The 24,681-nt window shown below is 67.9% G+C and carries 25 protein-coding genes and 1 riboswitch; of the genes, 12 read left to right on the top strand and 13 right to left on the bottom strand.

Annotated features, from left to right (window positions below):
- Both AX709_RS19260 and ppdK read left to right on the top strand, forming a co-directional pair.
- A partial coding sequence (locus tag AX709_RS19260; protein ID WP_269453988.1) for a DALR anticodon-binding domain-containing protein occupies positions 1-449 on the top strand: 449 nt, incomplete at its 5' end.
- Between the two features lie 114 nt (positions 450-563).
- Positions 564-3,230, top strand: a complete 2,667-nt coding sequence (ppdK, locus tag AX709_RS16395) for a pyruvate, phosphate dikinase (protein ID WP_066550964.1) — start codon at positions 564-566, stop codon at positions 3,228-3,230.
- A gap of 140 nt (positions 3,231-3,370) precedes the next feature.
- On the opposite strand, the gene AX709_RS16390 is transcribed toward ppdK, so the two are convergent.
- From AX709_RS16390 to AX709_RS16355, 8 genes are all read right to left on the bottom strand, one after another.
- A complete protein-coding gene (locus tag AX709_RS16390) occupies positions 3,371-3,937 on the bottom strand; it encodes a hypothetical protein (protein ID WP_066481061.1) in 567 nt (188 codons plus the stop codon).
- A 74-nt stretch (positions 3,938-4,011) separates the two neighbouring features.
- Entirely contained in the window at positions 4,012-5,001 is a 990-nt protein-coding gene (locus tag AX709_RS16385) for a type II secretion system F family protein (RefSeq protein ID WP_066481058.1), read from the bottom strand.
- 11 nt (positions 5,002-5,012) lie between these two features.
- The gene (locus tag AX709_RS16380) at positions 5,013-5,981 is read right to left on the bottom strand and encodes a type II secretion system F family protein (protein ID WP_443025997.1); all 969 of its coding nucleotides are present in this window, start codon (positions 5,979-5,981) and stop codon (positions 5,013-5,015) included.
- A 63-nt stretch (positions 5,982-6,044) separates the two neighbouring features.
- The gene (locus tag AX709_RS16375; protein WP_066481056.1) at positions 6,045-7,352 is read right to left on the bottom strand and encodes a pilus assembly protein CpaE; all 1,308 of its coding nucleotides are present in this window, start codon (positions 7,350-7,352) and stop codon (positions 6,045-6,047) included.
- A gap of 1 nt (position 7,353) precedes the next feature.
- Positions 7,354-7,974, bottom strand: coding sequence for a CpaD family pilus assembly protein (locus tag AX709_RS16370; protein WP_231726086.1), 621 nt, complete (start codon positions 7,972-7,974; stop codon positions 7,354-7,356).
- Between the two features lie 28 nt (positions 7,975-8,002).
- On the bottom strand, positions 8,003-9,556 hold the full coding sequence (locus AX709_RS16365) for a type II and III secretion system protein family protein (RefSeq protein WP_082731830.1): 1,554 nt from the start codon (positions 9,554-9,556) through the stop codon (positions 8,003-8,005).
- A 1-nt stretch (position 9,557) separates the two neighbouring features.
- Entirely contained in the window at positions 9,558-10,568 is a 1,011-nt protein-coding gene (cpaB, locus tag AX709_RS16360) for a Flp pilus assembly protein CpaB (protein ID WP_066481053.1), read from the bottom strand.
- A gap of 50 nt (positions 10,569-10,618) precedes the next feature.
- Positions 10,619-11,089, bottom strand: coding sequence for an A24 family peptidase (locus tag AX709_RS16355; RefSeq protein ID WP_197417117.1), 471 nt, complete (start codon positions 11,087-11,089; stop codon positions 10,619-10,621).
- A gap of 48 nt (positions 11,090-11,137) precedes the next feature.
- Here AX709_RS16355 and AX709_RS16350 point away from each other — a divergent pair, with 48 nt between their 5' ends.
- From AX709_RS16350 to AX709_RS18405, 3 genes are all read left to right on the top strand, one after another.
- Positions 11,138-12,112: an alpha/beta fold hydrolase gene (locus AX709_RS16350; protein WP_066550962.1), complete on the top strand. Its 975-nt coding sequence runs from the start codon at positions 11,138-11,140 to the stop codon at positions 12,110-12,112.
- Entirely contained in the window at positions 12,109-13,227 is a 1,119-nt protein-coding gene (locus tag AX709_RS16345; protein WP_066550960.1) for an NAD(P)/FAD-dependent oxidoreductase, read from the top strand. Before AX709_RS16350 ends, AX709_RS16345 begins: the two co-directional genes overlap by 4 nt.
- A gap of 70 nt (positions 13,228-13,297) precedes the next feature.
- Positions 13,298-13,474, top strand: coding sequence for a YegP family protein (locus AX709_RS18405; protein ID WP_082731011.1), 177 nt, complete (start codon positions 13,298-13,300; stop codon positions 13,472-13,474).
- A 21-nt stretch (positions 13,475-13,495) separates the two neighbouring features.
- On the opposite strand, the gene AX709_RS16340 is transcribed toward AX709_RS18405, so the two are convergent.
- The 4 genes from AX709_RS16340 to ispH all read right to left on the bottom strand — a co-directional run bounded on the left by AX709_RS16340 (position 13,496) and on the right by ispH (position 17,110).
- Positions 13,496-14,584 (bottom strand): mannose-1-phosphate guanylyltransferase/mannose-6-phosphate isomerase, encoded by a 1,089-nt coding sequence (locus tag AX709_RS16340; protein ID WP_082731829.1) that lies wholly within the window; start codon positions 14,582-14,584, stop codon positions 13,496-13,498.
- Positions 14,585-14,702: 118 nt separating this feature from the next.
- Positions 14,703-15,173, bottom strand: coding sequence for a ribonuclease HI (gene rnhA, locus AX709_RS16335; protein WP_066481048.1), 471 nt, complete (start codon positions 15,171-15,173; stop codon positions 14,703-14,705).
- Positions 15,170-16,138, bottom strand: a complete 969-nt coding sequence (thrB, locus tag AX709_RS16330; protein WP_066550949.1) for a homoserine kinase — start codon at positions 16,136-16,138, stop codon at positions 15,170-15,172. Before thrB ends, rnhA begins: the two co-directional genes overlap by 4 nt.
- Before the next feature lie 18 nt (positions 16,139-16,156).
- On the bottom strand, positions 16,157-17,110 hold the full coding sequence (gene ispH, locus AX709_RS16325; RefSeq protein ID WP_066550947.1) for a 4-hydroxy-3-methylbut-2-enyl diphosphate reductase: 954 nt from the start codon (positions 17,108-17,110) through the stop codon (positions 16,157-16,159).
- 137 nt (positions 17,111-17,247) lie between these two features.
- On the opposite strand from ispH, the gene AX709_RS16320 reads away from it, so the two are divergent.
- From AX709_RS16320 to AX709_RS16295, 6 genes are all read left to right on the top strand, one after another.
- Positions 17,248-17,898 (top strand): hypothetical protein, encoded by a 651-nt coding sequence (locus tag AX709_RS16320; RefSeq protein ID WP_443025996.1) that lies wholly within the window; start codon positions 17,248-17,250, stop codon positions 17,896-17,898.
- Positions 17,899-18,110: 212 nt separating this feature from the next.
- Positions 18,111-18,217, top strand: a riboswitch (glycine riboswitch).
- A gap of 68 nt (positions 18,218-18,285) precedes the next feature.
- The gene (gcvT, locus tag AX709_RS16315) at positions 18,286-19,533 is read left to right on the top strand and encodes a glycine cleavage system aminomethyltransferase GcvT (protein ID WP_066550946.1); all 1,248 of its coding nucleotides are present in this window, start codon (positions 18,286-18,288) and stop codon (positions 19,531-19,533) included.
- Positions 19,534-19,546: 13 nt separating this feature from the next.
- Positions 19,547-19,918, top strand: a complete 372-nt coding sequence (gene gcvH / locus AX709_RS16310; protein ID WP_066481040.1) for a glycine cleavage system protein GcvH — start codon at positions 19,547-19,549, stop codon at positions 19,916-19,918.
- A gap of 97 nt (positions 19,919-20,015) precedes the next feature.
- Positions 20,016-21,374, top strand: a complete 1,359-nt coding sequence (gene gcvPA / locus AX709_RS16305; protein WP_066550944.1) for an aminomethyl-transferring glycine dehydrogenase subunit GcvPA — start codon at positions 20,016-20,018, stop codon at positions 21,372-21,374.
- Positions 21,371-22,963, top strand: a complete 1,593-nt coding sequence (gcvPB, locus tag AX709_RS16300) for an aminomethyl-transferring glycine dehydrogenase subunit GcvPB (RefSeq protein ID WP_066550941.1) — start codon at positions 21,371-21,373, stop codon at positions 22,961-22,963. Before gcvPA ends, gcvPB begins: the two co-directional genes overlap by 4 nt.
- An 8-nt stretch (positions 22,964-22,971) precedes the next feature.
- The gene (locus tag AX709_RS16295; protein WP_066550938.1) at positions 22,972-23,424 is read left to right on the top strand and encodes an ABA4-like family protein; all 453 of its coding nucleotides are present in this window, start codon (positions 22,972-22,974) and stop codon (positions 23,422-23,424) included.
- Here AX709_RS16295 and AX709_RS16290 read toward each other — a convergent pair.
- On the bottom strand, positions 23,394-23,861 hold the full coding sequence (locus AX709_RS16290) for a methyltransferase family protein (RefSeq protein ID WP_066550936.1): 468 nt from the start codon (positions 23,859-23,861) through the stop codon (positions 23,394-23,396). The genes AX709_RS16295 and AX709_RS16290 overlap by 31 nt on opposite strands.
- Before the next feature lie 56 nt (positions 23,862-23,917).
- On the opposite strand from AX709_RS16290, the gene AX709_RS16285 reads away from it, so the two are divergent.
- Complete coding sequence (locus AX709_RS16285) at positions 23,918-24,550, top strand: DUF938 domain-containing protein (RefSeq protein ID WP_066550934.1); 633 nt, start codon at positions 23,918-23,920, stop codon at positions 24,548-24,550.
- The last annotated feature ends 131 nt before the right edge of the window (positions 24,551-24,681 follow it).

Here is a 24,681-nt window from a genome sequence, read left to right as displayed (position 1 = left end):
GGGCGACGACAGATGGCACAGAGGCCCCGGCCTCCGCCGGGGCGACGCTTGGTGGCGGGGCGACGGCTGCGTCCGCCACAAAGCTCCCCCAGACCGGCGAGGAGGACCCCTTCTCCGAGGTCGACGATCCCGCCTCGCGCGAAATCGCCGCCGAATATGCCCGCTCCGAACGCGCGCGCATCCTGTCCTACACGCCCGAACCGGCCGAGGATGCGCTGATGCGGGCGCTCGATGCGGCGGAGCCTGCCGCGATCCGCGCGGTGGAGGCGGAGGATTTTGCCGGCGCGATGGCGGCGCTTGCCTCGCTGCGCGCGCCGATCGATGCGTTCTTCGACACCGTCACCGTCAACGACCCCGATCCGGTGAAGCGCACCGCGCGGCTCAACCTGCTGGCGCGGATGCGCGCGGCGGTGCATCGCGTCGCTGATTTCTCGCGGATCGAGGGATAGGGAGCAAATCGCGCACAGCCCGCAACTTGCCATAACTTCGCACTCCAATCGCCGATCGGCATCCGCCTTTCCTCCCCGGGAGCAGGACACCGATTCAAGCACAGGACGATCCAGATGACCCAATATGTGTACCGGTTCGGCGGCGGCGTTTCCGATGGCGGGCGCGGCGACAAGAACCTCCTGGGCGGCAAGGGCGCGAACCTCGCCGAAATGGCATCGATCGGCCTGCCGGTGCCGCCGGGCTTCACGATCAGCACGGAGATGTGCACGCGCTATTATGAGGAAGGCCAGGCCTTTCCCGACAGCCTGCGGGCCGAAGTCGCCAACGGCATCGCGCATATCGAGGGGATTACGGGCAAGCGGTTCGGCGACGCCGCCGATCCGCTGCTCGTCTCGGTCCGCTCGGGCGCGCGCGTGTCGATGCCGGGCATGATGGACACCGTCCTCAACCTCGGCCTCAACGACGAAACCGTGGTTGGGCTGGCGACGGTCAGCGGCGACGAACGCTTCGCCTGGGACAGCTATCGTCGCTTCATCCAGATGTATTCGGACGTCGTGCTCGAACTCGACCATGGCCGGTTCGAGGAAGCGCTGGAAATCGCCAAGGAAGACAACGGCCATTATCTCGACACGGACCTTTCCGCCGACGACTGGAAGCGGCTGGTCGACGAATATAAGTCGATCGTCCAGGAATTGTGGGGCAAACCCTTTCCCCAGGACGTGCATGACCAGTTGTGGGGTGCGGTCGGCGCGGTGTTCGGATCGTGGCAGTCGGAGCGCGCCAAGGTCTATCGCAAGCTCAACAACATCCCCGGCGACTGGGGCACCGCGGTCAATGTCCAGGCGATGGTGTTCGGCAATATGGGGGACACGTCGGCGACGGGCGTGGCGTTCACCCGCGACCCCTCGACCGGTGATGCGGCCTATTATGGCGAGTTCCTCATCAACGCGCAGGGCGAGGACGTGGTGGCGGGCATCCGCACCCCGCAATATCTGACTCGCGCAGCCCGCGAAACGGCGGGGGCCAAGCCGATGAGCATGGAAGAAGCCATGCCGGAAACTTATGCCGAGCTGGCATCGGTCTTCGACCTGCTCGAGCGCCACTATCGCGACATGCAGGACATCGAGTTCACCGTCGAGCGCGCGAAACTGTGGATGCTCCAGACCCGGTCGGGCAAGCGCACCGCCAAGGCGGCGCTGAAGATCGCGGTCGACATGGCGAACGATGGCCTGATCACGCGCGAGGAGGCGGTCGCGCGCGTCGATCCGTCCGCGCTCGACCAGCTGCTCCACCCCACGCTTGACCCCGCCGCCCCGCGCGACGTGCTGACCAAGGGGCTGCCCGCGTCACCCGGTGCGGCATCGGGCGCGGTCGTGTTCGATGCCGACACCGCCGAGCGCCGCGCCGAATTGGGCGAGGCGGTGATCCTGGTGCGCATCGAAACCAGCCCGGAGGATATTCACGGCATGCACGCGGCGCGCGGCATCCTGACCGCGCGCGGCGGCATGACCAGCCACGCCGCGGTCGTCGCGCGCGGCATGGGCCGGCCCTGCGTTTCGGGCGCGGGCACGCTGTCGATCAACCCGCGCGAGCGCCACTTCACCGTCGGCGGGCGCGAGGTGCGCGAGGGCGACATCCTGACCATCGACGGCGCGACCGGCGAGGTGATGCTGGGCGCGGTGCCGACCGTGCAGCCCGAACTGGCCGGCGATTTCGGCACGCTGATGCAATGGGCCGACCAGGTCCGGCGGCTCAAGGTGCGCACCAACGCGGAGACCCCGCTCGACTGCCGCACCGCACGCGATTTCGGCGCGGAGGGCATCGGGCTGTGCCGCACCGAGCATATGTTCTTCGAAAGCTCGCGCATCACGTCGGTCCGCCAGATGATCCTGGCCGAGGATGAGAAGGGCAGGCGCGCCGCGCTCGACAAGCTGCTGCCCGAGCAGCGCGCCGACTTCATCGAGATTTTCGAGGTGATGGCCGGCCTGCCCGTCACCATCCGCCTGCTCGATCCGCCGCTGCACGAGTTCCTTCCGCATGAGGAGGCCGAGTTCGCCGAAGTTGCGGAAGCCGCCGGCGTCGGGATCGAGGCGCTGAAGCGGCGCGCGAGCGAGTTGCATGAGGTCAATCCGATGCTCGGCCATCGCGGCTGCCGGCTGGGGGTCAGCTACCCCGAAATCTACGAGATGCAGGCCCGCGCGATCTTCGAGGCCGCGATCGAGGTCGCGGTGAAGTCGGGCGCGGCCCCCATCCCGGAGGTGATGATCCCGCTGGTCGCCACCCGGCGCGAGCTCGAGCTGATGAAGGCGGTGGTCGATCAGGCGGCGCAGGCGGTGTTCGCCGAAAAGGGCCGCACGGTCGACTATCTCGTCGGCACGATGATCGAGCTTCCGCGCGCGGCATTGAAGGCGCGCGAGATCGCCGAGATCGGCGAGTTTTTCAGCTTCGGCACCAACGACCTCACCCAGACGACGCTGGGCGTCAGCCGCGACGACGCCGCGCGTTTCCTGGGCACCTATGTCGACAAGGGCATCTACGCCCGCGATCCGTTCGTCAGCCTCGACATCGAGGGCGTGGGCGAGCTGATCGAGATTGCCGCCGAACGCGGCCGCGCGACCCGTCCCGACATCAAGCTCGGCATTTGCGGCGAACATGGCGGCGATCCGGCGAGCATCGCATTCTGCGAGACGATCGGCCTCGATTATGTCAGCGCGAGCCCCTACCGCGTGCCGATCGCCCGCCTGGCGGCGGCCCAGGCGGCGCTCAAGGGGCGGGGATAGTAACCTATCGTCGCCCCGGCGCGGGGGCCCCCGCAAAGTAGTACTTTGCGGGGAACCCCGGAGGCCGGGGCCTCTTGCAAGTGCCGCGCTTCATCTGCCACAGGCCCCGGCGTCCGCCGGGGCGACGCATGGCAATCCGTTTATACCCGCCGGCGGTCCATCTCGTCGACGCCCGCACGCAGCGCGCGGGCCTGTCCCCGCCAGTCCTGGCGCGTGATCGTACCGCGGGCGAGCTGGGTTTCGTCCTCGACCGCGGCTTCGTCGTCGTCGGTCAGCGTCTCGATGTCGCGAAAGCTCTTGATGCCCAGCACGTTGAGCTTGCGCTCCAGCGTCTCGTCGATGCCCTCGATGCGTGACAGGTTGTCCCGCGCCCGGCCGAACCAGTCGCGCCAGCTGCCCCCCGCGTCGCGGCCCGGCGGCGTGCGGACGGGGATGACCGTTCCGGCCGCCGTGGCCGGATTGCGGCGATGCTCGTTTTCGATCGCCGCGATGCGCCGGTCGCGATCGGCCTCGATCTCGCGGATATGCGCATCCTTTTCCTGCGCGGCGCGCTCGGCTTCGGTGCGGTAACGGCGATGCTCGAGCTCGAGCGCCTTGAAGCGGGACTTCCATTTGCGCCCGCCCGACGTGCTCGCCAGGCCGAGCAGCCAGCCGGCGAACACGCAAAGCACGAGCATCACGACTTGGGTGGGGGTCTGCACCAGCATCTCGCCATCTCCCGGTTGGGTTCCGGCGATCTAACCCGCCAACGCGGCAACTCGTTCCGACGCCGGGCCGGTCGTCACATCAGCGCATCGCTGATCGAACAGGCCGCCGGACCCAGAATGACGATGAACAGCACCGGCAGGATGAACAGGATCAGCGGCACCGTCATAATCGCGGGCAGGCGCGCGGCTTTTTCCTCCGCCCGCATCATGCGTTCGTTGCGGAATTCGGCCGACAGCACGCGCAGCGCCGAGGCGAGCGGCGTCCCGTACTTCTCGGTCTGGATCATGGTGGTGACCACGCCCCGGATCGCGTCCAGCTTGATGCGCGTCGCCAGATTCTCGAACGCCTGGCGCCGGTCGGTCAGAAAGCCGAGCTCGATCGCGGTCAGCGAAAATTCCTCGCCCAGTTCGGGATAGGCGCGGCCAAGTTCCTTGGCGACGCGGTGGAACGCGGCATCGACGGTCAGCCCCGCCTCCGCGCAGATCACCAGCAGGTCGAGCGCGTCGGGCAATCCCTTGCGGATCGCGTCCGACCGCTTCTGGATCTTGTTCGACAGGTAGATGTCGGGCGCCTTGTAGCTGCCGATGAAGCTGATCGCGACGACGCCATAGGCCTTGAGCGGGCTCCAGTCGGCGAACATCTCTGTCCCGTAGACCAGGAACAGCATCGTGCCACCGATGAAGATCGGAAGCATCATCCGGCCGAAAATGACCGCGACGGCGTAATCCTTCGACCGGATGCCCGCCTGCATCAGCTTGATCTGCGCGGCCTTGACCTGCTCGTCCTGCAGCACCTTGAGCGACGACAGGAAGTCGCGGATGCGATCGGTCGTATCGTTGCGCTGGACCAGCTTGGCCCGCCGCTTCGAGGTCGAGGCGGTGATGCCGGCCTTCAGCTGCTCGCGACGGTCATTGAGCGCCTTGACGCGCTTGGTCATCGGGTCGCGCACCGTCGTGACGGCATAGAGCGCGACGAGCACCGCGAAGGTGGCGACGCCCGCAAGGACCGTCGCGACCCAGAAGACGTCGACACCGAACAGGGTAGGGCCGGGAGTTGATTCCATGATCCGCGCCTTCAGATTTCGAAATTGACCATCTTCGCCATGATGAAGGCGCCGATGCTCATCCACACCAGCCCGCCGCCACCGGCGATCATCAGCCGCTGATCGATGAAGAAGTTCTGCATGTAGGTCGCATTGATGAACCAGATGAGCCCGAAGACGATGAAGGGCAGCGATCCGACGATATAGGCCGACGCCTTCGATTCCGACGACATCGCCTTGATCTTCAGCTTCATCTGGCTGCGCTTGCGCAGCACGTCGGCCAGGTTGGCGAGCGTTTCGGCCAGGTTGCCGCCGGTTTCGCGCTGGATGGCGATGGTGATTACGAAGAACTGGAACTCGGGCGTGCCCAGCCGCTCCGCAGTTTCCTGCAGCGCCTGATCGAGCGTCTTGCCGATCTTCATCTTGTCGGACACCGCGCGGAATTCCTCACCGACCGGGCCGGGCACTTCCTGACCGACGACGCCCATCGTCTCGGTGATGGGCAGGCCCGAGCGCAGGCCGCGGACGAGCAACTCGATCGCATCGGGAAACTTGGCGGTGAACTTGTTGACCCGGCGCTTGACGAAGAAGCCGACGACCATGTGCGGCAGCCCGGTGCCCGCAAAGGCGCCGACCATCAGCGCCAGCAGCACCGGGAGGCCGCGCAGCCACAACAGCGCGAACACCACCGCGAGCACCGCGGCCGATGCCATCCCGTACTGGCCGACCGTCCAGGATTTCCCGGTCATTGCCAGGCGCTTCGCAAGCTGTGCCGGATTTGGCAGGAAGCGCCCGATCGCCAGGTCCATGCTGGTCGCCTTGACCGCCGCGATCCGGCGCATCTGCGCCTCGACGAGCGCCCCGCCCGCGCTTTCGGAATGGCGCACGCGCACGCTGGTCAGGCGGCGCGAACCCGCGCGCGCCGTCGACGGCCCCGACAAGGCAAAGAAAATCAGCAAGAGGGTGAACAACATTCCTGCCGTCACCAGGATCATCGCCATCATTGCCCGTCGCCCCTTCGCCTCTTCCTGTCGTGCATCGCGATCGCGGTTACGCGATCACGGTCATTTGCGGGCGGCCTTGCCCGGCATTTTCGGCTTGAACGCGACGATCTTGCCCAGCAGCGAGGCGGCACCGTCGCCCGGCTTCGCGCCGCCCTTCTTGCCCTTCGCCGCCTTCTGATCGGGATCGGCATTGTCGCCGATCTCGGCCAGCTGCTGGGACAGCGTGACCAGCGGCACGATCGTCTTCGACCCCTTGCCGGCGTCGGCCACGGTCTTGCCCAGCTTGGCCGCGTTGGCGGTCAGCTTCTGGTCGAACGGAACGACGTGATCGACCTTGCGCTCGATCGAGCCTTCAAAGTCCTTGCGGCTGATCTCCAGCTGCGCGGCCGGATGGACGCGATTGGCCAGGACGATGACCTGGGTCTGGGGCGCGTTCGATTTGAACCACGACAGCACGCGGATCGTGTCGCGTGCGGCGGCGAGCGTGAACTCGGTCACCACCACGGCCACCTGCACATCGGCGATCAGATGCGGGTGCTGGATCAGCATCGCGCGCGGCAGGTCGATGACGGTGCATTCGAACGCGCCGCGCATCTCCTCCTGCAGCTGGTAGAAGGCCCCGCCATCGGTCATCACCGGCGAGTTGATCGGCGCTTCCGCCGACAGCACCGCCAGCCGTTCGGAGGCGCGCACCATGGCGCGTTCGATGAACAGCCCGTCGATGCGGCTCGGATTTTCGATCGCGTCGGTCAGCCCGCGACCGGGCTCGAGGTCGAGCGCCAGCGCACCGGTGCCGAAATGCACGTCGAGGTCGAGCAGCGCGGTGTTGCGCTGGGACTTTTCGCTGAGCAGCCATGCGATCGAGGTGGCGGCGGTCGATGCCCCGACGCCGCCGCGCACGCCGATCACCGCGATCGAGCAATGCGGCCGTTCCGACCCCGTATCGGCAAGCTTGGGCGCGTTGAGCAGCGCCTGTGCGTTCGAGAATGCGTCACGCAGCATGTCGGGATTGAGCGGCTTCAGCAGGTAATCCTGGATGCCGCTGGCCACGAGATCGCGATAGAGACGGACGTCGTTGACCTGGCCGGCCGCGATCACGACCGTACCGGGCTCGCATACTTCGGCGAGCGCGTTGATGTCGTTGAGGGGATCGCCCGATTCGGACAGGTCGACGAACAGGACGTGCGGGCTTGCCGATACCGACAGCGTCTGCACGGCGTTGCGCAGCCCGCCCTTGTTGACCTTTTCCGCCGACCAGCCCTGTTCGACCGCGATCGGGCGAACCGCCTCGGCGGTGATTTCGTCGCAGACGAATGCGACGAAGGGTTCACGGTTGGCGGTGCGGCCGGGGTTCCATGGCGCGTTCATCTTATTTGCCTCCGGTCGATTCGGATTTCAGGCCGCCCGCGCCGGTCGGTGTCGCCTTGCGATAGGTGCCGATCGCCTTGACCGCCGTCGCCGGATCGGTGGTGGTCGCCCCCGGCTGACCGCGAACCAGGTCCTGCGGACGCGCGACCATGGCGGCGAGGTTGGAATTGACCGCGCATCCATAGTTTGACGACGTCAACGCCGCGAATGTCGGCGCCGAGGTGTTGGAATGATTGGGGCAATTGGGCACGCTCGCGGACGAACGGCTCAACAGCACGCGCACCGTCCCCGGTGCGACCGCGCCCACCGTGACCGGTGCCGCATCGCTGACCGCCAGCCCATAGGTCTTGGCCTCTTCCGCGATCGCGCGGCGGATGCCGGCGGAGGCGGTCGGATCGTCGACCGCGATATCGTCGCCATATTGCGCGCGCAGCGACGCGAGCCATCCCGCCAGGCGGCTTGCCTCGCCGGCGGCGAGCGCGTCGCCGCTGGTGGCGAGGTCGATGGCATAATCGGTGCGCTGGACGACCGGCTGATTGGCCGATTCGATGCCGCGATAACCCGAACAGCCGGAGACGAGCAGGGCGGCGGCGATTGCGCCGGGAAGAAGAGAACGTGACATTTTCCGTGCCTCCATGATCATCACCGGATCAATTCGCGCTGAAACCGGGCGCGGCCGATTTTGCCTTGCCCCGTGGGTTGATCGCCTTTTCGGACGGGCTTGCCTGCGGCAGCGTCGGGCCGGTCGGGAGCGGGGCGACGGCACCGATCGTCGGCGCGGCGCTGGTCGACGGCGCGACGCTCGGCATCGGCCGCTTCTCGCCGGTCTGGCCGACCGAAGTCTGCCCCAGCAACAGCCGCTCCGCATCGTTGGGCGAGCGGTAGCCGTCGGTCGGCAGCACGATCTGCGACGCGTCGACAGGCTTGACCAGATACGGGGTGATGACGATCACCAGCTCGGTTTCGTTGCGCTGGAACGAGTTCGAGCGGAACAGCGAACCGAGCAGGGGCACGTCGCCAAGGCCGGGTGCCTTGTCGATCGAATTGTCCTGGTTGTTCTGAAGCAGGCCGCCGATCATGAAGCTCTGGCCCGAGCCGAGCTCGACCGTCGTTTCCGCGCGTCGCGTCGTGAGCGCAGGGATCTGCGTCCCGTTGAGCGTGACGGCGCCGACTGCGGTCAGCTGCGACACCTCCGGGCGGACGCGCAGCGAGATGCGGCCGTCGGAGAGCACCGTCGGCGTGTAGGCGAGGCTGACGCCATATTGCTTGTATTCGACCGAGACTGCGCCCAGCCCCTGGCTGATCGGGATCGGGATTTCGCCGCCCGCCAGGAAGGTACCGGTTTCGCCCGACAGCGCGGTCAGGTTCGGATTGGCGAGCGTAATCACCTGGCCGTTGCGTTCGCCCAGATCGAGCGAGCCGAGCAGGTCGAGCCCGAGCAGCTTGCCGGCGCCGTAGAGCGCGGTCCCGGTCGCGGGCGCGGTCAGGACGGTGACGTCATCGCTGCCTTCGTTGCCGACGCCGATCGGGCCGCCGGGCACGAACTGCGATGCAGAGGAACGGCCGCGCGACACGCCGAACTTGAAGCCGCCGGTTGAATCCGCCGACGCCAGGTTGACGCCGATATTCTTGACGAAGCTGCGGCTGACCTCGGCGATCCGGACCTGCAGGTTCACCTGGAGCGGGGTCGCGGTGCGGATGCGGGTCAGCACCTGCGTCTTGTCGCCGACGAACGCCTGGACCAGGCGCTCGGCCTCGGCCGCGTCGTCGGGGTTCGGCACGGTGCCGGTCAGCACGACGATGCCGTTGAGCGTCGTCGCCTTCACGTCGGTGTCGGGCATGGTCAGGCTGAGCATCTGGCCGATCGAGTCGAAATTGTTGCCGACCCGGACCGTCGCCGAATAAACGACCTTGCCCGTTTTGGACGTCGCATAGACCGTCGTCTCACCGGGCCCCTTGCCAAAGATGTACAGCTGGGTCGGCGAACGGACCTGGACGTCGGCCACGCTTTCGTCGGCGACGAACAGGTCGGACATCGGCTGGGCGAGCGTGATCAGGCGACCGCGGCCGGTGTTGACCTGGACCGTCTGCGGCGTGCTGGCGACCTGCTGGCCGAATGCGGGCATCGCGGTGGTCCCGACGGTGCTGGCCAGCAGGGCCAGGATCGCCGGCGCACCGACCATGCGCTTCGAAAGCGTTGCCATCTTAATTCTTCCCCCCCGTCGCGACTTCCGTCACGTTGTTGCCGCGTGCGATGCGCACGACCGGTCCGGCGCCCGGAATGCCGGATGCGCCGTTGCTGCCGCCATTGCCCTCGACCGGCTTGGCCGGCACGGTGCTGCGCTGGTAGCGCGAGATGTCGGCACCCGTGGAAAAGCTCGCCCGGCCTTCGATCGGACGCGCCGACACGCGGGCCAGCATCGCCTTTTCCGCAGCGGGATCGCCGCCTTCCGGAACGCTCACCTCGCCATCGGCAATCGCCTGCTCAAGTTCGCCCGCGCTGTCGGCCAGCGAGCGCAGCGACAGCGACAGCGAACCCACGGTCTGTGCGACCGCCAGCTTTTCGGCGATGCGCGGCGTGGCTTCGACCGTGACCGTCGAATAGGTTTCGACGACCGTCTTGCCATTGTCGTCGGTCGTCTTGTCGGTGCGCTGGTCGGTGGCGAGCACGCGAACATTGCGCAGGATTGTCTCCGACACCTTGAGCGGCGGACCGTCGCCGCCGCCGGCGACCGATTGCGTCAGCACGATGTCGATGCGGTCGCCCGGGAACACGAAACCGGCCACCGCCGACTGTGCGGAAACGGGCACGGTGACCGCGCGCATCCCCGGCCCGAGCGCCGCGGCCAGGAAGCCGCGATCGCCGGGCTTGACCAGTGACCCCTGGGTCACCGGCTGGCCGGCGGGGATCGCATAGCGCACAACGGTGCCCTGAAGCTGCTTCAGGTCGGCATTGGTGCCCTTGATGTAATAGGCGCCTTCGATCAGTTCGGCCGGCCAGGGCTGAAACTTCAGCGCGCCGGCATCGAGGATGGTGCCGACCGGCAGCGCGCGCGCGGCGACCAGCACCTCGGGGCCCTTGACCTTGACGACGGGTGCGCCGTTTGCGACCGCTTGCGGCGCGGGCGTGCCCGACATCAGGTTGCGGGCCATGAACGCCGTGATCGCTGCCACGATCAGTGCACCCACCAGCAGAATGATCTTTCTTCCATCCATGACGCAAAGGGCCTTTCAGTCGCCGGGCCGGTTGATCCAGCGTTAAGCAATCACCCGAAATGGTTAAGATACGGTTCGCGCAGCGCGATCAGGCTTGCCATGGCGATCGCGACGCCGTAGGGAATCTCGATCGCGCCCTCGCGCTTGCGCAGCCATTTTTCGAGCATCAGCACCGCCGTCAGCGCACCGCCGAGCAGCGACATCAAAATCAGCATCCACACGAGGGGCTCGATCGGCAGCCACAGCGCCAGCGCACCGATCATCTTGACATCGCCGCCGCCCATCTGGCCGAGCGCGAAAACCAGCACGAACATCCCGAACACCGCGGCGGCCACGCCGACCTGCAGCGCGATGTCGGGCCAAAGCGCGCGGCCATTGGCGACCCACCACGCGATCGCGAGCAGCGCGATCGCCGCGTTCTTCCAGTTGGCGATCGTGCGCTGGCGCGCGTCCTCGACGCCCGCCGACACGAGCAGCAGCACGAGGCTGACGATCAAGATCAGGTTTACGATATTCCCCACCGGACAAATCCCTAGACGGAACGGCTTTCCAAAACGTAACCACCGTGCATGGCCGATGACCGAACCCTTTGCCGCACGGTGCCCGAGGGCGCCCGGATCGATCGCTGGCGCGCGCCCGACGGGTGGGACCTGCGCCGGTTCACCTGGCCGGCTGCGTCCGATAGCGCGCCGCGCGGCAGCATCCTGTTCCAGGGCGGGCGCGGCGACATTTTCGAGAAATATCTGGAGACGCTCGACCATTGGCATAGGCGCGGCTGGCACGTCACCTCGTTCGACTGGCGTGGGCAGGGCGGATCGGGTCGGCTGACCGACAACCCGCATTGCGGCCATATCGACCGGTTCGAACAGTTCATTGACGACCTGGCGGTGTTCTTTCGGCAGTGGGTGGCACAGACGCCCGCGCCGCATGTCATCATGGGACATTCGATGGGCGGGCACCTGGTGTTGCGCGCGCTCGCCGAGCAACGGATCGCGCCCGCTGCCGCCGTCCTGATCGCGCCGATGCTCGGGCTGCACGGGCCGATCGGCCCGCGCTTCGCCGAATGGCTGGCCCGGCGGCTGGGCGGGGTCGGCAATCCGGCCCGTCCGGCGTGGAAGGGCAACGAGAAGCCCTATACCACCGACACCCGCGCCGCGTTGCTGACCGACGATGCGGATCGTTATGCCGACGAGATCTGGTGGCAGACCGAGAAGCCGGAGCTGCTGACCGGCCCGCCGAGCTGGAACTGGGTGATCGAAGCGTTCGCATCGACCCGCAACCTGCGCGATCCGGCGATGCTGGGCGGGGTCCGCGTGCCGACGCTGATGCTGATCGCCGACCACGACAAGCTGGTCGATCCCCGCGCGGCCCACGCGATCGCCGCGCGGCTGCCCGACAACCGGGTCGTGCGGTTCGGGCGCGAGTCCGCGCATGAAATCCTGCGCGAGGTCGACGCCGTGCGCAATCGCGCGCTGGCGGAAATCGACCTGTTCCTCGACGCGCGTGCCCGATCCGGGGCTGATTCCGTCGCGGTGGTGGCATGACGGCGTTCGACGTCGCGATCGTCGGTGGCGGGATCGCCGGGGCGAGCGTCGCGGCGGAACTGGCCCCGCATGCAAGAGTCGTCCTGATCGAGGCGGAGGATCAGCCGGGCTATCACGCGACCGGCCGTTCGGCGGCGTTCTGGTCGGAAACCTATGGCGGGCCGGGGGTCCAACCGCTGACGACCGCGTCGGGGCCCTGGCTGCGCGATCCGCCCGCCGACGTTGCCGATGCCGGCTTCCTGTCAGCGCGCCGCGAACTCTTCATCGGCAGACAGGCCGACGCGCCGCTGATCGACGCCATGGTCGCGACCTTCGCCGACGCCGGACTCATTTTCCAATCGGTCGACCCCGCCGCGTTCGTGCCGGGACTGCGCCCCGACTGGCGGCTGGGGCTGCTCGATCCAAGCTGCTGCGACATCGATGTGGGCGGGCTGCACGGGGCCTATCTGCGCACCGCGCGCCGGCACGGGGTGCACATCCTGACTTCCGCGCGGCTGATCGCGGCCGCGCGGGCGGGCGCGATGTGGCACCTGGAAACGACCGGGGGCACGGTCGCCGCGGGAATATTGGTCAACGCAGCGGGTGCATGGGCGGACGAGGTGGCCGCGCTGGCCGGCGTGCCGCCGGTCGGCATCGCGCCGTTGCGACGGACCCTGGCGCAGTTGCGGGTCGAGCCGGGGGCGCCGTCCGACATGCCGCTGATCCGCGACGTACGCGACCAATTCTACTTCAAGCCCGAAGCCGGCGGCCGCATCTGGCTGTCGCCGCACGACGAAATCCCCGATCGGCCGCGCGACGTCGCGCCCGAGGAGATCGACGTCGCAGTGGCGATCGACCGGCTGGAGGCGGCGGTCGACTGGCGGATCGCGGCGGTCGAGCGCCGCTGGGCGGGGCTGCGCAGCTTCGCGCCCGACCGGCTGCCGGTCTATGGCTTTGACGACGCGCGGCCCGGCTTCTTCTGGTTTGCGGGGCAGGGCGGATTCGGCATCCAGACCGCGCCGGCGGCGGCCAAGCTTGCCAAGGCGCTGATCCTGAACGCGACGCCCGAACCGCTGGTGCGCGACGTCGATGCCAGCGCCTATCTGCCCGCCCGGCTGGCGGCTGCGTCGGCATGACCGCCGGTTGACGTCGGCGCCGATTGCGTCGATCCTTCCCGTGCCGAAACGATGAATCGGGGGCGATGCGATGGCGCACAAGTTCGTGATCGAAAAGAACAAGGCCGGCGAGTTCGTCGCCAAGTTCAAATATAATTCGGAACTGATCTGGTGGACCGAGGGCTATGCCTCGAAGGCCAGCGCGCGCAATGCGATCGAGTCCGTCCTGAAAAACGGTCCTGGCGCGCCGGTCGAAGAGGGCGACTGACCGTCATCTTCGATTCACCGGTCAGCCGGTCGGGCTGGACCTTGCGGATCGGTCCGCGACCGCATCGGTCACGCGCTTCACGTCCTGCGACCGTGCGCGCGGCAGGATCAGGATGTCGTCGCCGTCGACGATGACCGCTAGCCCCTCTACCCCGAGAACGGCGACGCGTGCGCCCCCGGCGAGCACCAGGCAGTCGCGGCTGTCGATCGCCACGACATCGCCACGACACACATTGCCGGCGTCGTCGCAGGCGCTGATGCCGTGCAGCGCGTCCCAGCTGCCGACGTCGCTCCATTCCATGCCGACCGGAACCACCGCCACCTGCGGCGCCTTTTCCATCACTGCATAGTCGATCGAGATCGACGGCGCCGACGCGATCGCATGCGCATCCGGGTGCAGCAGCGCGCCATCGGTGCGCGGCACCGCCATTGCCCGGCGCGCGGCATCCGCAACGTCGGGCGCGTGGGCATCCAGCGCGTTCAGATAGGCGCTTGCCCGGAACAGAAAGATGCCGCCGTTCCAGGCATGGCCACCGGCAGCGAGCATCGCGTCCGCCCGCTCGCGCGACGGCTTTTCGAGGAATCGGTTCACGCGGAACGTGCCTTCGCCCAGCGGCGCGCCGATCTCGATCCAGCCATAGCCGGTTTGCGGCGAATCGGGCGTGATCCCGAACGTGACCAGCCAGCCATCGTTGGCCAGGTCGCGCGCGCGCCCGATCGCGGCATGAAACGCGGCGACATCCCGGATGACATGGTCGGACGGCATGACGAGCAGGATCGGGTCACCGTCGACCGCGAGAGCCGCGAGCGCGATGGCCGGCGCGGTGTTGCGCGCCACCGGCTCGAGGATCACCGATGCGGCGTCGACGCCGATCGCAGACAGCTGGGCGGTGACCAATGGCGCATGACCCTGCGCCGCGACGACGATGGGTGCCGCGAAGCCGGCGGAGACCGGCACGCGGTTGACGGTCGCCTGGAGCATCGTCTCGGTGCCGTCGAGGGCAAGGAACTGCTTGGGCATTTCCGGTCGGGAAAAGGGCCATAGCCGGGTGCCCGATCCCCCCGACAGGATAACAGGGGTAATCGGTTCGCGCCCCGGTGAGGATGTCATTGCCCGTCAGACTCCGTGTGTTGCATCGCAGCAGCAACGCTTTGCTGATATGGAAGGTCCCTGGGCGTGTCGAGGGTGCGGCGGCGGCTTCGACCCCGCGCGCGCTCCGATCGCCGCATCATCCGCGCGCCGGCGATGTCCTGCCGGCCGCCACCGCCAGTGCAGCGTCGCTGGCCAGCCGGTCGGCGCGATCATTGTCGGGGTGGCCGGCATGCCCCTTGACCCACTGCCATTCGACGCGATGCGGTTCGGCGGCGGCGAGCAGTTGCTGCCACAGTTCGGCATTCTTGACCGGCTTGCGGTCGGCGGTGCGCCAGCCATTGCGTCGCCAGCCGTGGATCCATTTGGTCAGGCCGTCCATGACGTAGCGGCTGTCGGTGGTCAGCTTGACCCGGCAAGGCTTGTTGAGCGCGCGCAACGCCTCGATCGCCGCCATCAGCTCCATGCGGTTGTTGGTCGTCAGCGGCTCGCCGCCCGACAGCTCGCGTTCCTTGTCGCCGAACCGCAGGATCGCGCCCCAGCCGCCGGGACCCGGATTGCCCTTGCACGCGCCATCGGTGGCGATCTCGACCAGAGGCAGCTCGGTCATGCCAGCGTCCGTGCGATACGGGCAAGATCGGGGTCGTAGATGCGCAGCCGCCGCCAGAAGGCGAGCGGGTCCTTGCGCGTGACCAGCGCGTCGGCCGGCGTGTTCAGCCAGTCCCAGGCGCGCGACAGGGTGAAGCGGACGCACGCGCCGGCCGCCAGATCGTTGAAGGCCGCCTGCTCGGTGTCACTCAACGGAAAGTGCCGGGCATAGCCGGTAATCAGCGCGTCGCCGACTGCGGCGTCGTGGCGCGTGCCGGTCGCGTCGAACGACCAAGCGGTGTGCATGATCGCCAAATCATAGAGGCGGATGTCGGTGCACGCGAAATAGAAGTCGATCAGCCCGGTAATCGCCTCGCCGAGCATCAGGACGTTGTCGGGGAACAGGTCGGCGTGAATGGCGCAGCGATCCAGCGCCAGGTCGCGCCATCGGTCGGCCAGCCGGTCAATCGCGAGACCAAGGTCGCGGTGCAGTCCCGGTGCGATGTCGTCCAGGCTGGCACCGCAGCGTTCATAGAACGCGCGCCAGGTCGGCTGGCCCATCGAATTGGTCCGGTCCCCGGCAAAATCTGCCACTGCCGCGTGCATCCGCCCCATCGCGTCGCCCGCGGCCAGCGCTTGCGCGGGGGTGGGGTGGGACAGCGACACGCCCTTCAGGAACCGGATCAGGCAGGCCGGACGTCCGGCCAGCGCGTGGATCGCCTGGCCGGTCCGGTCCCGGATGGCCGGCGGCACCGGCAGGCCCTTGGCCGCGAGATGATCGAGCAGGGCAAGAAAATAGGGCAGGTCGTCTGCAGAGACCCGCTTTTCATACAGCGTAAGGATGAAGCGGTCGCGCGTGGTTTCGACCAGGTAATTGCTGTTCTCCACCCCCTCGGCAATGCCCTTGGCCGAGACGAGATCGCCGACATCGAAGCGGGTCAGGAACGCGCCCAACGCCTCCGCGGACACATGGGTATAGACAGCCATCCGGCGCCGCGACGCGCGTCAGGCGGCTTCGAGCCCGCGCGGCAGCCGGAACGCGATCGCCTCGCGCGTCACTTCCACCTCGCGCTCGGTCACATCGAAACGGCTCGCGATCGCATCCACGACTTCGCGAACCAGGATCTCCGGGGCGGACGCACCGGCCGTGATCCCCAGCGTTCGCACCCCGTCGAGCCAGGCGAAATCGAGATCGGCGCCGCGCTGGATCAACCGCGACGGCGTGCCTTCACGCTCGGCGACCTCGACCAGCCGGAGCGAGTTGGACGAATTGGGCGCGCCGATGACCAGCACACGCTCGCATGATGAGGCGATCGCCTTGACCGCCGCCTGGCGATTGGACGTCGCGTAGCAGATATCGTCGGCCTTGGGCGCGAGGATCGCGGGAAAGCGCGCCTGGAGCGCCGCGCAGATCGCCGCGGTATCGTCGACGGACAGGGTGGTCTGGGTCAGGTAGGCGAGGTTTTCCGGATCGGGCACATCGAGCGCCTCGACATCCTCGACCGTTTCGACCAGCGACATGCGGCCGGCGGGCACCTGGCCGAAGGTGCCGATGACTTCGGGATGGCCGGCATGGCCGACGAAGACGATGTGGCGGCCGGCGGCGACCAGGCGCTCGGCCTGGCGGTGGACCTTGGAAACCAGCGGGCATGTCGCGTCGAGATAGGACAACCCGCGTGCCTCCGCCTGGGCGGGCACGACCTTTGGCACGCCATGCGCGGAAAAGACGACGGTGACGCCGTCGGGCACTTCATCCAGCTCGTCGACGAAGACCGCGCCCTTGGCCTTCAGGTTCTCAACGACATAGCGGTTGTGAACGATTTCGTGCCGGACATAGACGGGCGCGCCGTAGCGCGCGATCGCCAGCTCGACGATCTGGATCGCGCGGTCGACCCCGGCACAAAAGCCGCGTGGCGCGGCGATCAGCAGGTCGAGTTGCGGCTTGGCGTCGGTCGTCATGGGCCAGCGTCTACGCGATTGCTTGCGTGGGCGAAAGGCGGTTCCTATGGTGCGCCCCGTTCCGGGCCGGGTGCCGACGCCCCCGGGCTGTCCAGTGTTGCGGCATTCCGCGCCGAGTTTGATGAGGGTTCCTGCCAGTGAAGTTCCGCCCGATTGCGCTTTGTGCCCTCACCGCGATGCTGGTGCTGGGCGGTTGCCGGCGCACCGGCGACCTGGAAGTCGAGGGTGGGGTGGGCGTCACGGCAGTGCGGTCGGCCTGCCCGATCGCCGCGGTGCCCGCGGGTACCGGCGACATCACGCTGTTCAATCCTGCGGGCAGCACCGATTCGCGCGCGATCGACGTGACGGCGATCATCACCAATGTCCGCGCCGAATGTGGTCAGACCGGCAACGAGATCGTCAGCCGCCTGACCTTCGATGTCCAGGGCAGCCGCCAGAACGCAGACGGTGCGCGTGACGTGACGCTGCCCTATTTCGTGAGCGTCGTCCGCGGCGGCACGCAGGTGGTGTCGAAGCGGGTCGGCAGCGTGACGCTGCGTTTTGCGCCCGGCGAGGCACGCACAACCGCAAAGGGAGACGGAACCGCCGTCATCGACGCGGCCGCCGCCACCCTGCCCGATGAAGTCCGCGCCGAGCTGACCCGTCGCCGCCGCGCGGGCGATCAGGATGCGGCGATCGACCCGCTCAGCACGCCGGCGGTGCGCCAGGCGGTGCTGAGCGCGACGTTCGAGGCGCTGGTCGGCTTTCAGCTGACCGAGGCGCAGCTGCGCTACAACGTCACGCGCTGAGCGCCGCCGCGCGGCGGTTTGCGCCACGTCGCCGGATTTGCCGCGAATGCCAGATTGACTCGGTTGCTGCGCCGCGTCATGCGTAAGCCCGTCGATGGCGGGCAACCGGCATGGGCCGCGCGGGAGAGCGTGTCGTGACCGGTCACGGAAACGGCGCCGCCGAAGGAGCAACCGCCCCGGAATCTCTCAGGCAGACGGGACCGCGAGGACCAAATCGACACTCTGGAAAGCGCCCCGGACCCGATCCGGGGCCACCGAAGGGGTAACCCGGGCACTCGCCCCGGGGAAAGCTCTCAGGTTCCGTGACAGAGGGGGCGATGCAGACCGGGCCGCAGCGGCGGCAGGGATACTGTGTCGATTGTCCTCCTGCCTGCATGGATGTGCCCGATGAGCGATCTCGACCTTCAGGATGCGGATGACGACGCGGCGGTCGCGCTCGACCGGCTGCCGCTCGATGCCTGGCACCGCGCGCGCGGCGGCCGCATGGTGCCGTTCGCGGGCTATGAGATGCCGGTCCAGTATGACGGCATCATGGCCGAGCATCTGTGGACGCGCGAATCCGCCGGGCTGTTCGATGTATCGCATATGGGCCAGCTGGTGATTTCCGGCGAGGGCGCAGCGCAGGCGCTCGAAGCACTGGTGCCCGGCGACATTTCCGCGCTGAAGCCGGGGCGGGTGCGCTACACGCTGCTGCTTGCCGAAAATGGCGGCGTGCTCGACGACCTGATGGTTACGCGGCTGACCCCGGCTTCGTCGCCGTTCGTGTCGAGCGGCGTCGAGACACGCTTCTCGACTTCGCTCGAAGCGAACGGCGAAGTGGGTGACGCGACAAGCGAGGCGCTCTACCTGGTGGTCAACGGCGCGACCAAATGGGACGACATCGCCCATCTGCGCGAATTCCTGCCCGACGAGATCACGCTCAATCACCTGGACGAGCAGGCGCTGCTGGCGCTGCAGGGGCCGAAGGCGGTCGATGCACTGGCGCGGCTGGGGTTCGCGCCGGTCGATGCTGATGGTGCGCGCGTCGAGCGGCTGACCTTCATGCAGGCCGCGACGTATCGCTGGCAGGGCGTCGAGCTGCACGTCTCGCGGTCCGGCTATACCGGCGAGGACGGCTTCGAGATTTCGGTGTCGGCCGATGCCGCGGTGGCGCTCGCCGATGCGCTGTGCGCCGAGCCGGAGGTCAAGCCGATCGGGCTGGGCGCGCGCGATTCGCTGCGGCTGGAGGCCGGCCTGCCGCTTTATGGCCATGACCTCGATCCCGACACGACACCGGTCGAGGCGGACCTGACCTTTGCCTTGTCGAAGAAGCGGCGCGAGGCGGGCGGCTTTGCCGGTGCCGAGCGGATCGCCGCGCAGCTGGCGCAAGGCGCGGCGGTCAAACGCGTCGGCCTGATCGTCGAGGGGCGCCAGCCGGTGCGCGAAGGCGCCGAAGTCGTCGACGCCGACGGCCGCGCGATCGGCCGCGTCACGTCGGGCGGATTCGCGCCGACGGTCCAGAAGCCGATCGCGATGGCCTATGTGCCCGCCGCGCTTGCGGCTGCCGGCACGATGGTGACCCTCGCCCAGCGCGGCAAGTCGCACCGCGCCGAAATCGTCGCCATGCCGTTTGTCCCCCATCGTTACGTTCGTTGAGGAGCCCGCCCATATGAGCCGATACTTTACCGAAGACCATGAGTGGATCGATGTCGACGGCGATGTCGCCACCGTCGGTATCACCGATTACGCCCAGGGCCAGCTGGGCGACGTGGTGTTCGTCGAGGTGCCCGAGGAGGGCAAGGAATTCACCAAGGGCGATGACGCTGCGGTCGTCGAATCGGTCAAGGCCGCGTCCGACGTCTATGCGCCGGTGTCGGGCACCGTGCTGGAGGGCAATGCGGCGCTCGAGGACAATCCCGGGCTGGTCAACGAGGATCCGGAGGGCGACGGCTGGTTCTTCAAGCTGACGCTGAGCGATCCGTCCGAGCTCGACGAGCTGATGGACGAAGGCAAATACGAGGCGTTCGTCGCGAAACTGTGATCCGGCGTCGCCCCGGCGGAGGCCGGGGCTGCTTCGACATCGAAGCACGCGCCCGCTGCTTGCGGCTCCGGCCTCCGCCGGAGCAACGGGAAATCATATGCGTTACCTGCCCCTGACCCCGGCCGACCGCGCGGCCATGCTTGCCACCATCGGTGCGGCCACCATCGACGACCTGTTCGTCGATGTGCCCGCCGAAGCACAGCTCGACGGCCCGATCCACGGCCTGCCGATGCACGCCAGCGAAATGGCGGTCGAGCGCCATATGAAGGCGCTGGCCGCAAAGAACCTGGTCGCGGGCGAGGTGCCGTTCTTCCTTGGCTGTGGCGCCTATCGCCATCATGTCCCGGCGACGGTCGACCACCTGATCCAGCGTGGCGAGTTCCTGACCGCCTATACGCCCTATCAGCCGGAAATCGCGCAGGGCACGCTGCAGATGCTGTTCGAGTTCCAGACTCAGGTCGCGCGCCTGTTCGGCTGTGACGTCGCCAACGCGTCGATGTACGACGGGTCGACTGCGTGCTGGGAGGCGATCACGATGGCGCGTCGGGTGACCCGGCGGGCCAAGGCGATCCTGTCGGGCGGGCTGCATCCGCATTACGTCTCGGTCGCGCGGACGATGGCGAAGTTTACCGGCGACGACCTGGTGACTGCCGTTCCGACGCTCGATCCCATGCCCGACACCGATGACCTGATCGCACGGATCGACGACGATACGTCGTGCGTGGTCGTGCAGTATCCCGATATTCTCGGCCGGATCGGTGACCTGTCCGGGCTGGCGGCGGCGTGCCATGCGAAGAAGGCGCTGCTCGTCGCGGTGGTGACCGAACCGGTGGCGCTGGGTGCGATCCGCGCTCCCGGCGAAATGGGCGCGGACATCGTGGTTGGCGAGGGCCAGTCGCTGGGCGTCGGGCTGCAGTTCGGCGGGCCGTATGTCGGCCTGTTCGCCTGCTCTGAAAAGCTGGTGCGCCAGATGCCTGGGCGGCTGTGCGGCGAGACGGTTGATGCCGATGGCAAGCGTGGCTTCGTGCTGACGCTGTCGACGCGCGAGCAGCATATCCGGCGCGAAAAGGCGACGTCGAACATCTGCACCAACTCGGGGCTATGCGCGCTCGCCTTCTCGATTCACATGACGCTGCTGGGCGAGGCGGGGCTGCGCCGGCTGGCGGCGATCAATCACGCGCGTGCGGTGCAGGTGGCCGAGCGGCTGGTCGCGGTGCCGGGTGTCGAGCTGGTCAATGATGCGTTCTTCAACGAATTCACCGTGCGCCTGCCCGTCGCGGCGCGACCGCTGGTCCGCCAGCTCGCTGAACGCCGCATCCTGGCCGGCGTGTCGCTGGGCCGGCTTTATCCCGACGAGCACGCGCTCGACCACGGGCTGGTGGTCGCGGTCACCGAAACGGTCACGGACGAGGACATCGACGCCCTGGTGGCGGGCCTGACGGAGGTGCTGGCATGACGATCAACGCAAGCGGATGGCGCCCGGCGATGGGCGATGGCGGTGCTGCCGGCAGCGCGACCTATACCGGCAACCGCGCGCTGATGCTGGACGAGGCTCTGATCTTCGAGATCGGATCGACCGAGACGACCGGCGTCGACCTGGTCGAGGAGCATGCGGTGAACTCGCGCCTGGGCGGCCTGGACCGCGCGCGGCCGATCGGCCTGCCGGGCCTGTCGGAGCCGGAGACGGTGCGCCACTATACCCGGCTCAGCCGCCAGAATTACGCGATCGATCTGGGGCTCTTTCCCCTGGGATCGTGCACGATGAAGCACAATCCGCGCTTGAACGAGCGGATGGCGCGGCTGCCCGGCTTTGCCGACATCCACCCGCTCCAGCCGGTCGACACGGTCCAGGGCGCGCTGGGCGTCATCAACGAACTCGCCTTCTGGCTGATCGACCTGACCGGGATGCATGGCGTGGCCATGAGCCCCAAGGCGGGCGCGCATGGCGAATTGTGCGGCATCCTGTGCATCAAGGCGGCGCTGGAAGCGCGCGGCGAGGGCAATCGCCGCGTCATCCTGGTCCCGGAGAGCGCGCACGGCACCAACCCGGCGACGGCCGCCTTTGCGGGGTTCACGGTCGAGGATATTCCGGCGACGCCGGAGGGCCGCGTCGACGTGGATGCGCTCGAGCAGCGGCTCGGCCCCGACGTGGCGGGGGTGATGATCACCAACCCCAACACCTGCGGCCTGTTCGAGCGTGATCTGAAGCGGATCAGTGACGCGGTGCACGCCGCCGGCGGCTATGTTTATTGCGACGGCGCAAACTTCAATGCGATCGTCGGGCGGGTGCGTCCCGGCGACCTGGGCGTCGACGCGATGCACATCAACCTGCACAAGACCTTCTCCACCCCGCATGGCGGCGGCGGGCCGGGCTCGGGGCCGGTGGTCTTGTCGGAGGCGCTGTCGCCGTTCGCGCCGCTGCCCTACACGGCGCGGACCAAGGACGGGTACATCCACCTGATCGAGGAAGAGCGCGCCGAGGAGTTCTCGAACGAACATTTCGGCGGCCGGCTCAACAGCTTCGGGCGGATGACCGCGTTCCACGGCCAGATGGGCATGTTCACCCGCGCGCTGACCTATATCCTCAGCCATGGCGCGGATGGGCTGAAGCAGGTTGCCGAAGATGCGGTGCTCAATGCCAATTATGTGCTGCGCAGCCTGGAGGACGTGATGGACGCGCCGTTCGCGGCGTCGGGCCCGTGCATGCACGAGGCGCTGTTCAGCGATTCGAACCTGGCCGAGGGTTTTTCGACGCTGGATGTCGCCAAGGGGCTGATCGACGAGGGCTATCACCCGATGACCGTCTATTTCCCGCTGGTCGTCCATGGCGCGATGCTGGTCGAGCCGACCGAGACCGAGAGCAAGGCGGCGCTCGACCAGTTCATCGGCGCGCTGCGATCGGTCGTGCTGCGTGCCAAGGCGGGGGATGCGAGCCTCAAGTCTGCGCCGCATTTCGCGCCGCGCCGCCGGCTCGACGAGACCCAGGCCGCGCGCAAGCCGGTGCTGGCCTGGAAGGACCCCGCGCCCGCCGAAGCGGCGGAATAGGCCGGCCGATGAGCTGGTCCACGCTGTTCGGCATCGCCAATCTGGCGGCGCTGATCGCCTGGGCCATGCTGATCCTGTTGCCTAGTCGGGCGCGGCTGATCCCGGTGCTGCGCTTCGGCGGCGTGGGCGCGATGTGCCTGCTCTATGCAGGACTGGTCGCAACCGCGCTGAGCGGTGGGTTCGGGCCGAGCGACGGGCCGGCGCCTGATTTCTCGACCATCGCCGGCGTGCGCGCGATTTTTGCGACCGATGGCGGCGTGGTGACGGGCTGGCTGCACTATCTGGCGCTCGATCTGTTCGCCGGGCTGTGGATTGCGGAGGACGCTGACCGGCGCGGCTTTCCGCGCTGGGGGCAGGCGCCGGTGCTGCTCGTCACCTTTCTGGCGGGACCCGCCGGGCTGCTGATCTGGTTCGGGATCCGCGCCGTGCGTCAGAACCAGCGGGGCACGCGCGCCTTGTAGGCGAGGTAGCCGTCGCCGAACTTGGCGGTCAGATAGGCTTCCTCACGCGCGATCACGAAGGCGTGGATCAGCGCCATCGCCACAGGCACCAGCAGCACCCCCGCCACGCTGTCGAACAGGATCGCCAGCCCTGCCTGCGCCGCCGCCATGCCGAGATACATGGGATTGCGCGTTGCGGCATAGACGCCGTCAGCGACGATCGCGCTGGTTTCGACCCAAGGCTCCGGCCGGGTGCCCGCACGCCGGAACAGGCCGATCGCCATGCCAATGATCACCAGCCCACCCACCGCCACGATCACGCCCGCCGCCCAGCGCAGCGTCCAAACCAGCCCGAAGCTGCCGACCAGCGGATCAAGCGCGAGGCCGATCAGCAGCATCCCGATAAAGACCAGGGGCGGCGGAAAGCGCACCCCTGCCGAATCACTGCTTTTCGCCATTGCCTGCTCCCCACCTGTCGCCGCATTGAAGCGCCCCCTCGTCGAAAGGACAAGCAATGGCCGATTCGCTGCCCTGGATCGCCGCCGAAGCGGGCACCGAGGCGCGCAAGCATGCGCCCGCGACGCTGCGCAACCGCGAGCCGATCGCCGATGCGCTCGCCGACCTGTTGCCCGCCGGCGGCACGGTGCTGGAAATCGCTTCGGGCAGCGGCGAGCATGTCGCCTATCTGGCGGGCCGCTATCCGGCCCTGCGCTGGCAGCCGAGCGATCCCGATCCGGCGGCGCTGGTTTCGATCGCGGCATGGTGCGAAGGACTGAAAAATGTCGCGGTGCCGCTCGAACTCGACGCCGCCGCGCCGGTCTGGCCGACCGCGGCGGCGGACGCGATCTTCTGCGCCAACATGGTCCATATCGCGCCGTGGGAAGCCGCGCTGGGGCTGATGGCGGGCGCGGGGCGCGTGCTGGCACCGGGCGCGCCGCTCATTCTCTATGGTCCGTTCACGCGCGCCGATGTACCGACCGCGCCGTCCAACCTGGCGTTCGACGAATCGCTCAGGTCGCGCGACCCCCGATGGGGCCTGCGCGCGGTCGAGGCGATGGACGCGGTGGCCGACCAATACGGCCTGGCGCGCGAACGACTGCTCGAGATGCCGGCGAATAATCTGATGCTGGTGTGGCGGCGGGATTAGGACGGGTCGGTTTCTAAGGGCTGTCACTTTTTCCAATGCTTCCCGACCGCTCATCCTGAGTAGCCGCTGAGTTTGCCGAAGCCTGTCCTGAGCGCCTGCCTTGGCAGGCAGTCGAAGGGCGGCGTATCGAA

Origin of the sequence: Sphingomonas sp. CCH15-F11 (assembly GCF_001557005.1) — a bacterium.
GTDB lineage: Bacteria > Pseudomonadota > Alphaproteobacteria > Sphingomonadales > Sphingomonadaceae > Sphingomonas.
Note: the sequence above shows the minus strand (reverse complement) of the source record. Positions and strands in the feature narration are given on the sequence as shown.

Excerpts from the sequence above, each read along its gene's own strand:
- ppdK (WP_066550964.1), top strand. The coding sequence starts at position 564 with ATGACCCAATATGTGTACCGGTTCGGCGGCGGCGTTTCCGATGGCGGG.
- AX709_RS16390 (WP_066481061.1), bottom strand. The coding sequence starts at position 3,937 with ATGCTGGTGCAGACCCCCACCCAAGTCGTGATGCTCGTGCTTTGCGTG.
- AX709_RS16385 (WP_066481058.1), bottom strand. The coding sequence starts at position 5,001 with ATGGAATCAACTCCCGGCCCTACCCTGTTCGGTGTCGACGTCTTCTGG.
- AX709_RS16380 (WP_443025997.1), bottom strand. The coding sequence starts at position 5,981 with ATGGCGATGATCCTGGTGACGGCAGGAATGTTGTTCACCCTCTTGCTG.
- AX709_RS16375 (WP_066481056.1), bottom strand. The coding sequence starts at position 7,352 with ATGAACGCGCCATGGAACCCCGGCCGCACCGCCAACCGTGAACCCTTC.
- AX709_RS16370 (WP_231726086.1), bottom strand. The coding sequence starts at position 7,974 with ATGTCACGTTCTCTTCTTCCCGGCGCAATCGCCGCCGCCCTGCTCGTC.
- AX709_RS16365 (WP_082731830.1), bottom strand. The coding sequence starts at position 9,556 with ATGGCAACGCTTTCGAAGCGCATGGTCGGTGCGCCGGCGATCCTGGCC.
- cpaB (WP_066481053.1), bottom strand. The coding sequence starts at position 10,568 with ATGGATGGAAGAAAGATCATTCTGCTGGTGGGTGCACTGATCGTGGCA.
- AX709_RS16350 (WP_066550962.1), top strand. The coding sequence starts at position 11,138 with ATGGCCGATGACCGAACCCTTTGCCGCACGGTGCCCGAGGGCGCCCGG.
- AX709_RS16345 (WP_066550960.1), top strand. The coding sequence starts at position 12,109 with ATGACGGCGTTCGACGTCGCGATCGTCGGTGGCGGGATCGCCGGGGCG.
- AX709_RS18405 (WP_082731011.1), top strand. The coding sequence starts at position 13,298 with ATGGCGCACAAGTTCGTGATCGAAAAGAACAAGGCCGGCGAGTTCGTC.
- AX709_RS16340 (WP_082731829.1), bottom strand. The coding sequence starts at position 14,584 with ATGACATCCTCACCGGGGCGCGAACCGATTACCCCTGTTATCCTGTCG.
- rnhA (WP_066481048.1), bottom strand. The coding sequence starts at position 15,173 with ATGACCGAGCTGCCTCTGGTCGAGATCGCCACCGATGGCGCGTGCAAG.
- thrB (WP_066550949.1), bottom strand. The coding sequence starts at position 16,138 with ATGGCTGTCTATACCCATGTGTCCGCGGAGGCGTTGGGCGCGTTCCTG.
- ispH (WP_066550947.1), bottom strand. The coding sequence starts at position 17,110 with ATGACGACCGACGCCAAGCCGCAACTCGACCTGCTGATCGCCGCGCCA.
- gcvT (WP_066550946.1), top strand. The coding sequence starts at position 18,286 with ATGAGCGATCTCGACCTTCAGGATGCGGATGACGACGCGGCGGTCGCG.
- gcvH (WP_066481040.1), top strand. The coding sequence starts at position 19,547 with ATGAGCCGATACTTTACCGAAGACCATGAGTGGATCGATGTCGACGGC.
- gcvPA (WP_066550944.1), top strand. The coding sequence starts at position 20,016 with ATGCGTTACCTGCCCCTGACCCCGGCCGACCGCGCGGCCATGCTTGCC.
- gcvPB (WP_066550941.1), top strand. The coding sequence starts at position 21,371 with ATGACGATCAACGCAAGCGGATGGCGCCCGGCGATGGGCGATGGCGGT.
- AX709_RS16295 (WP_066550938.1), top strand. The coding sequence starts at position 22,972 with ATGAGCTGGTCCACGCTGTTCGGCATCGCCAATCTGGCGGCGCTGATC.
- AX709_RS16290 (WP_066550936.1), bottom strand. The coding sequence starts at position 23,861 with ATGGCGAAAAGCAGTGATTCGGCAGGGGTGCGCTTTCCGCCGCCCCTG.
- AX709_RS16285 (WP_066550934.1), top strand. The coding sequence starts at position 23,918 with ATGGCCGATTCGCTGCCCTGGATCGCCGCCGAAGCGGGCACCGAGGCG.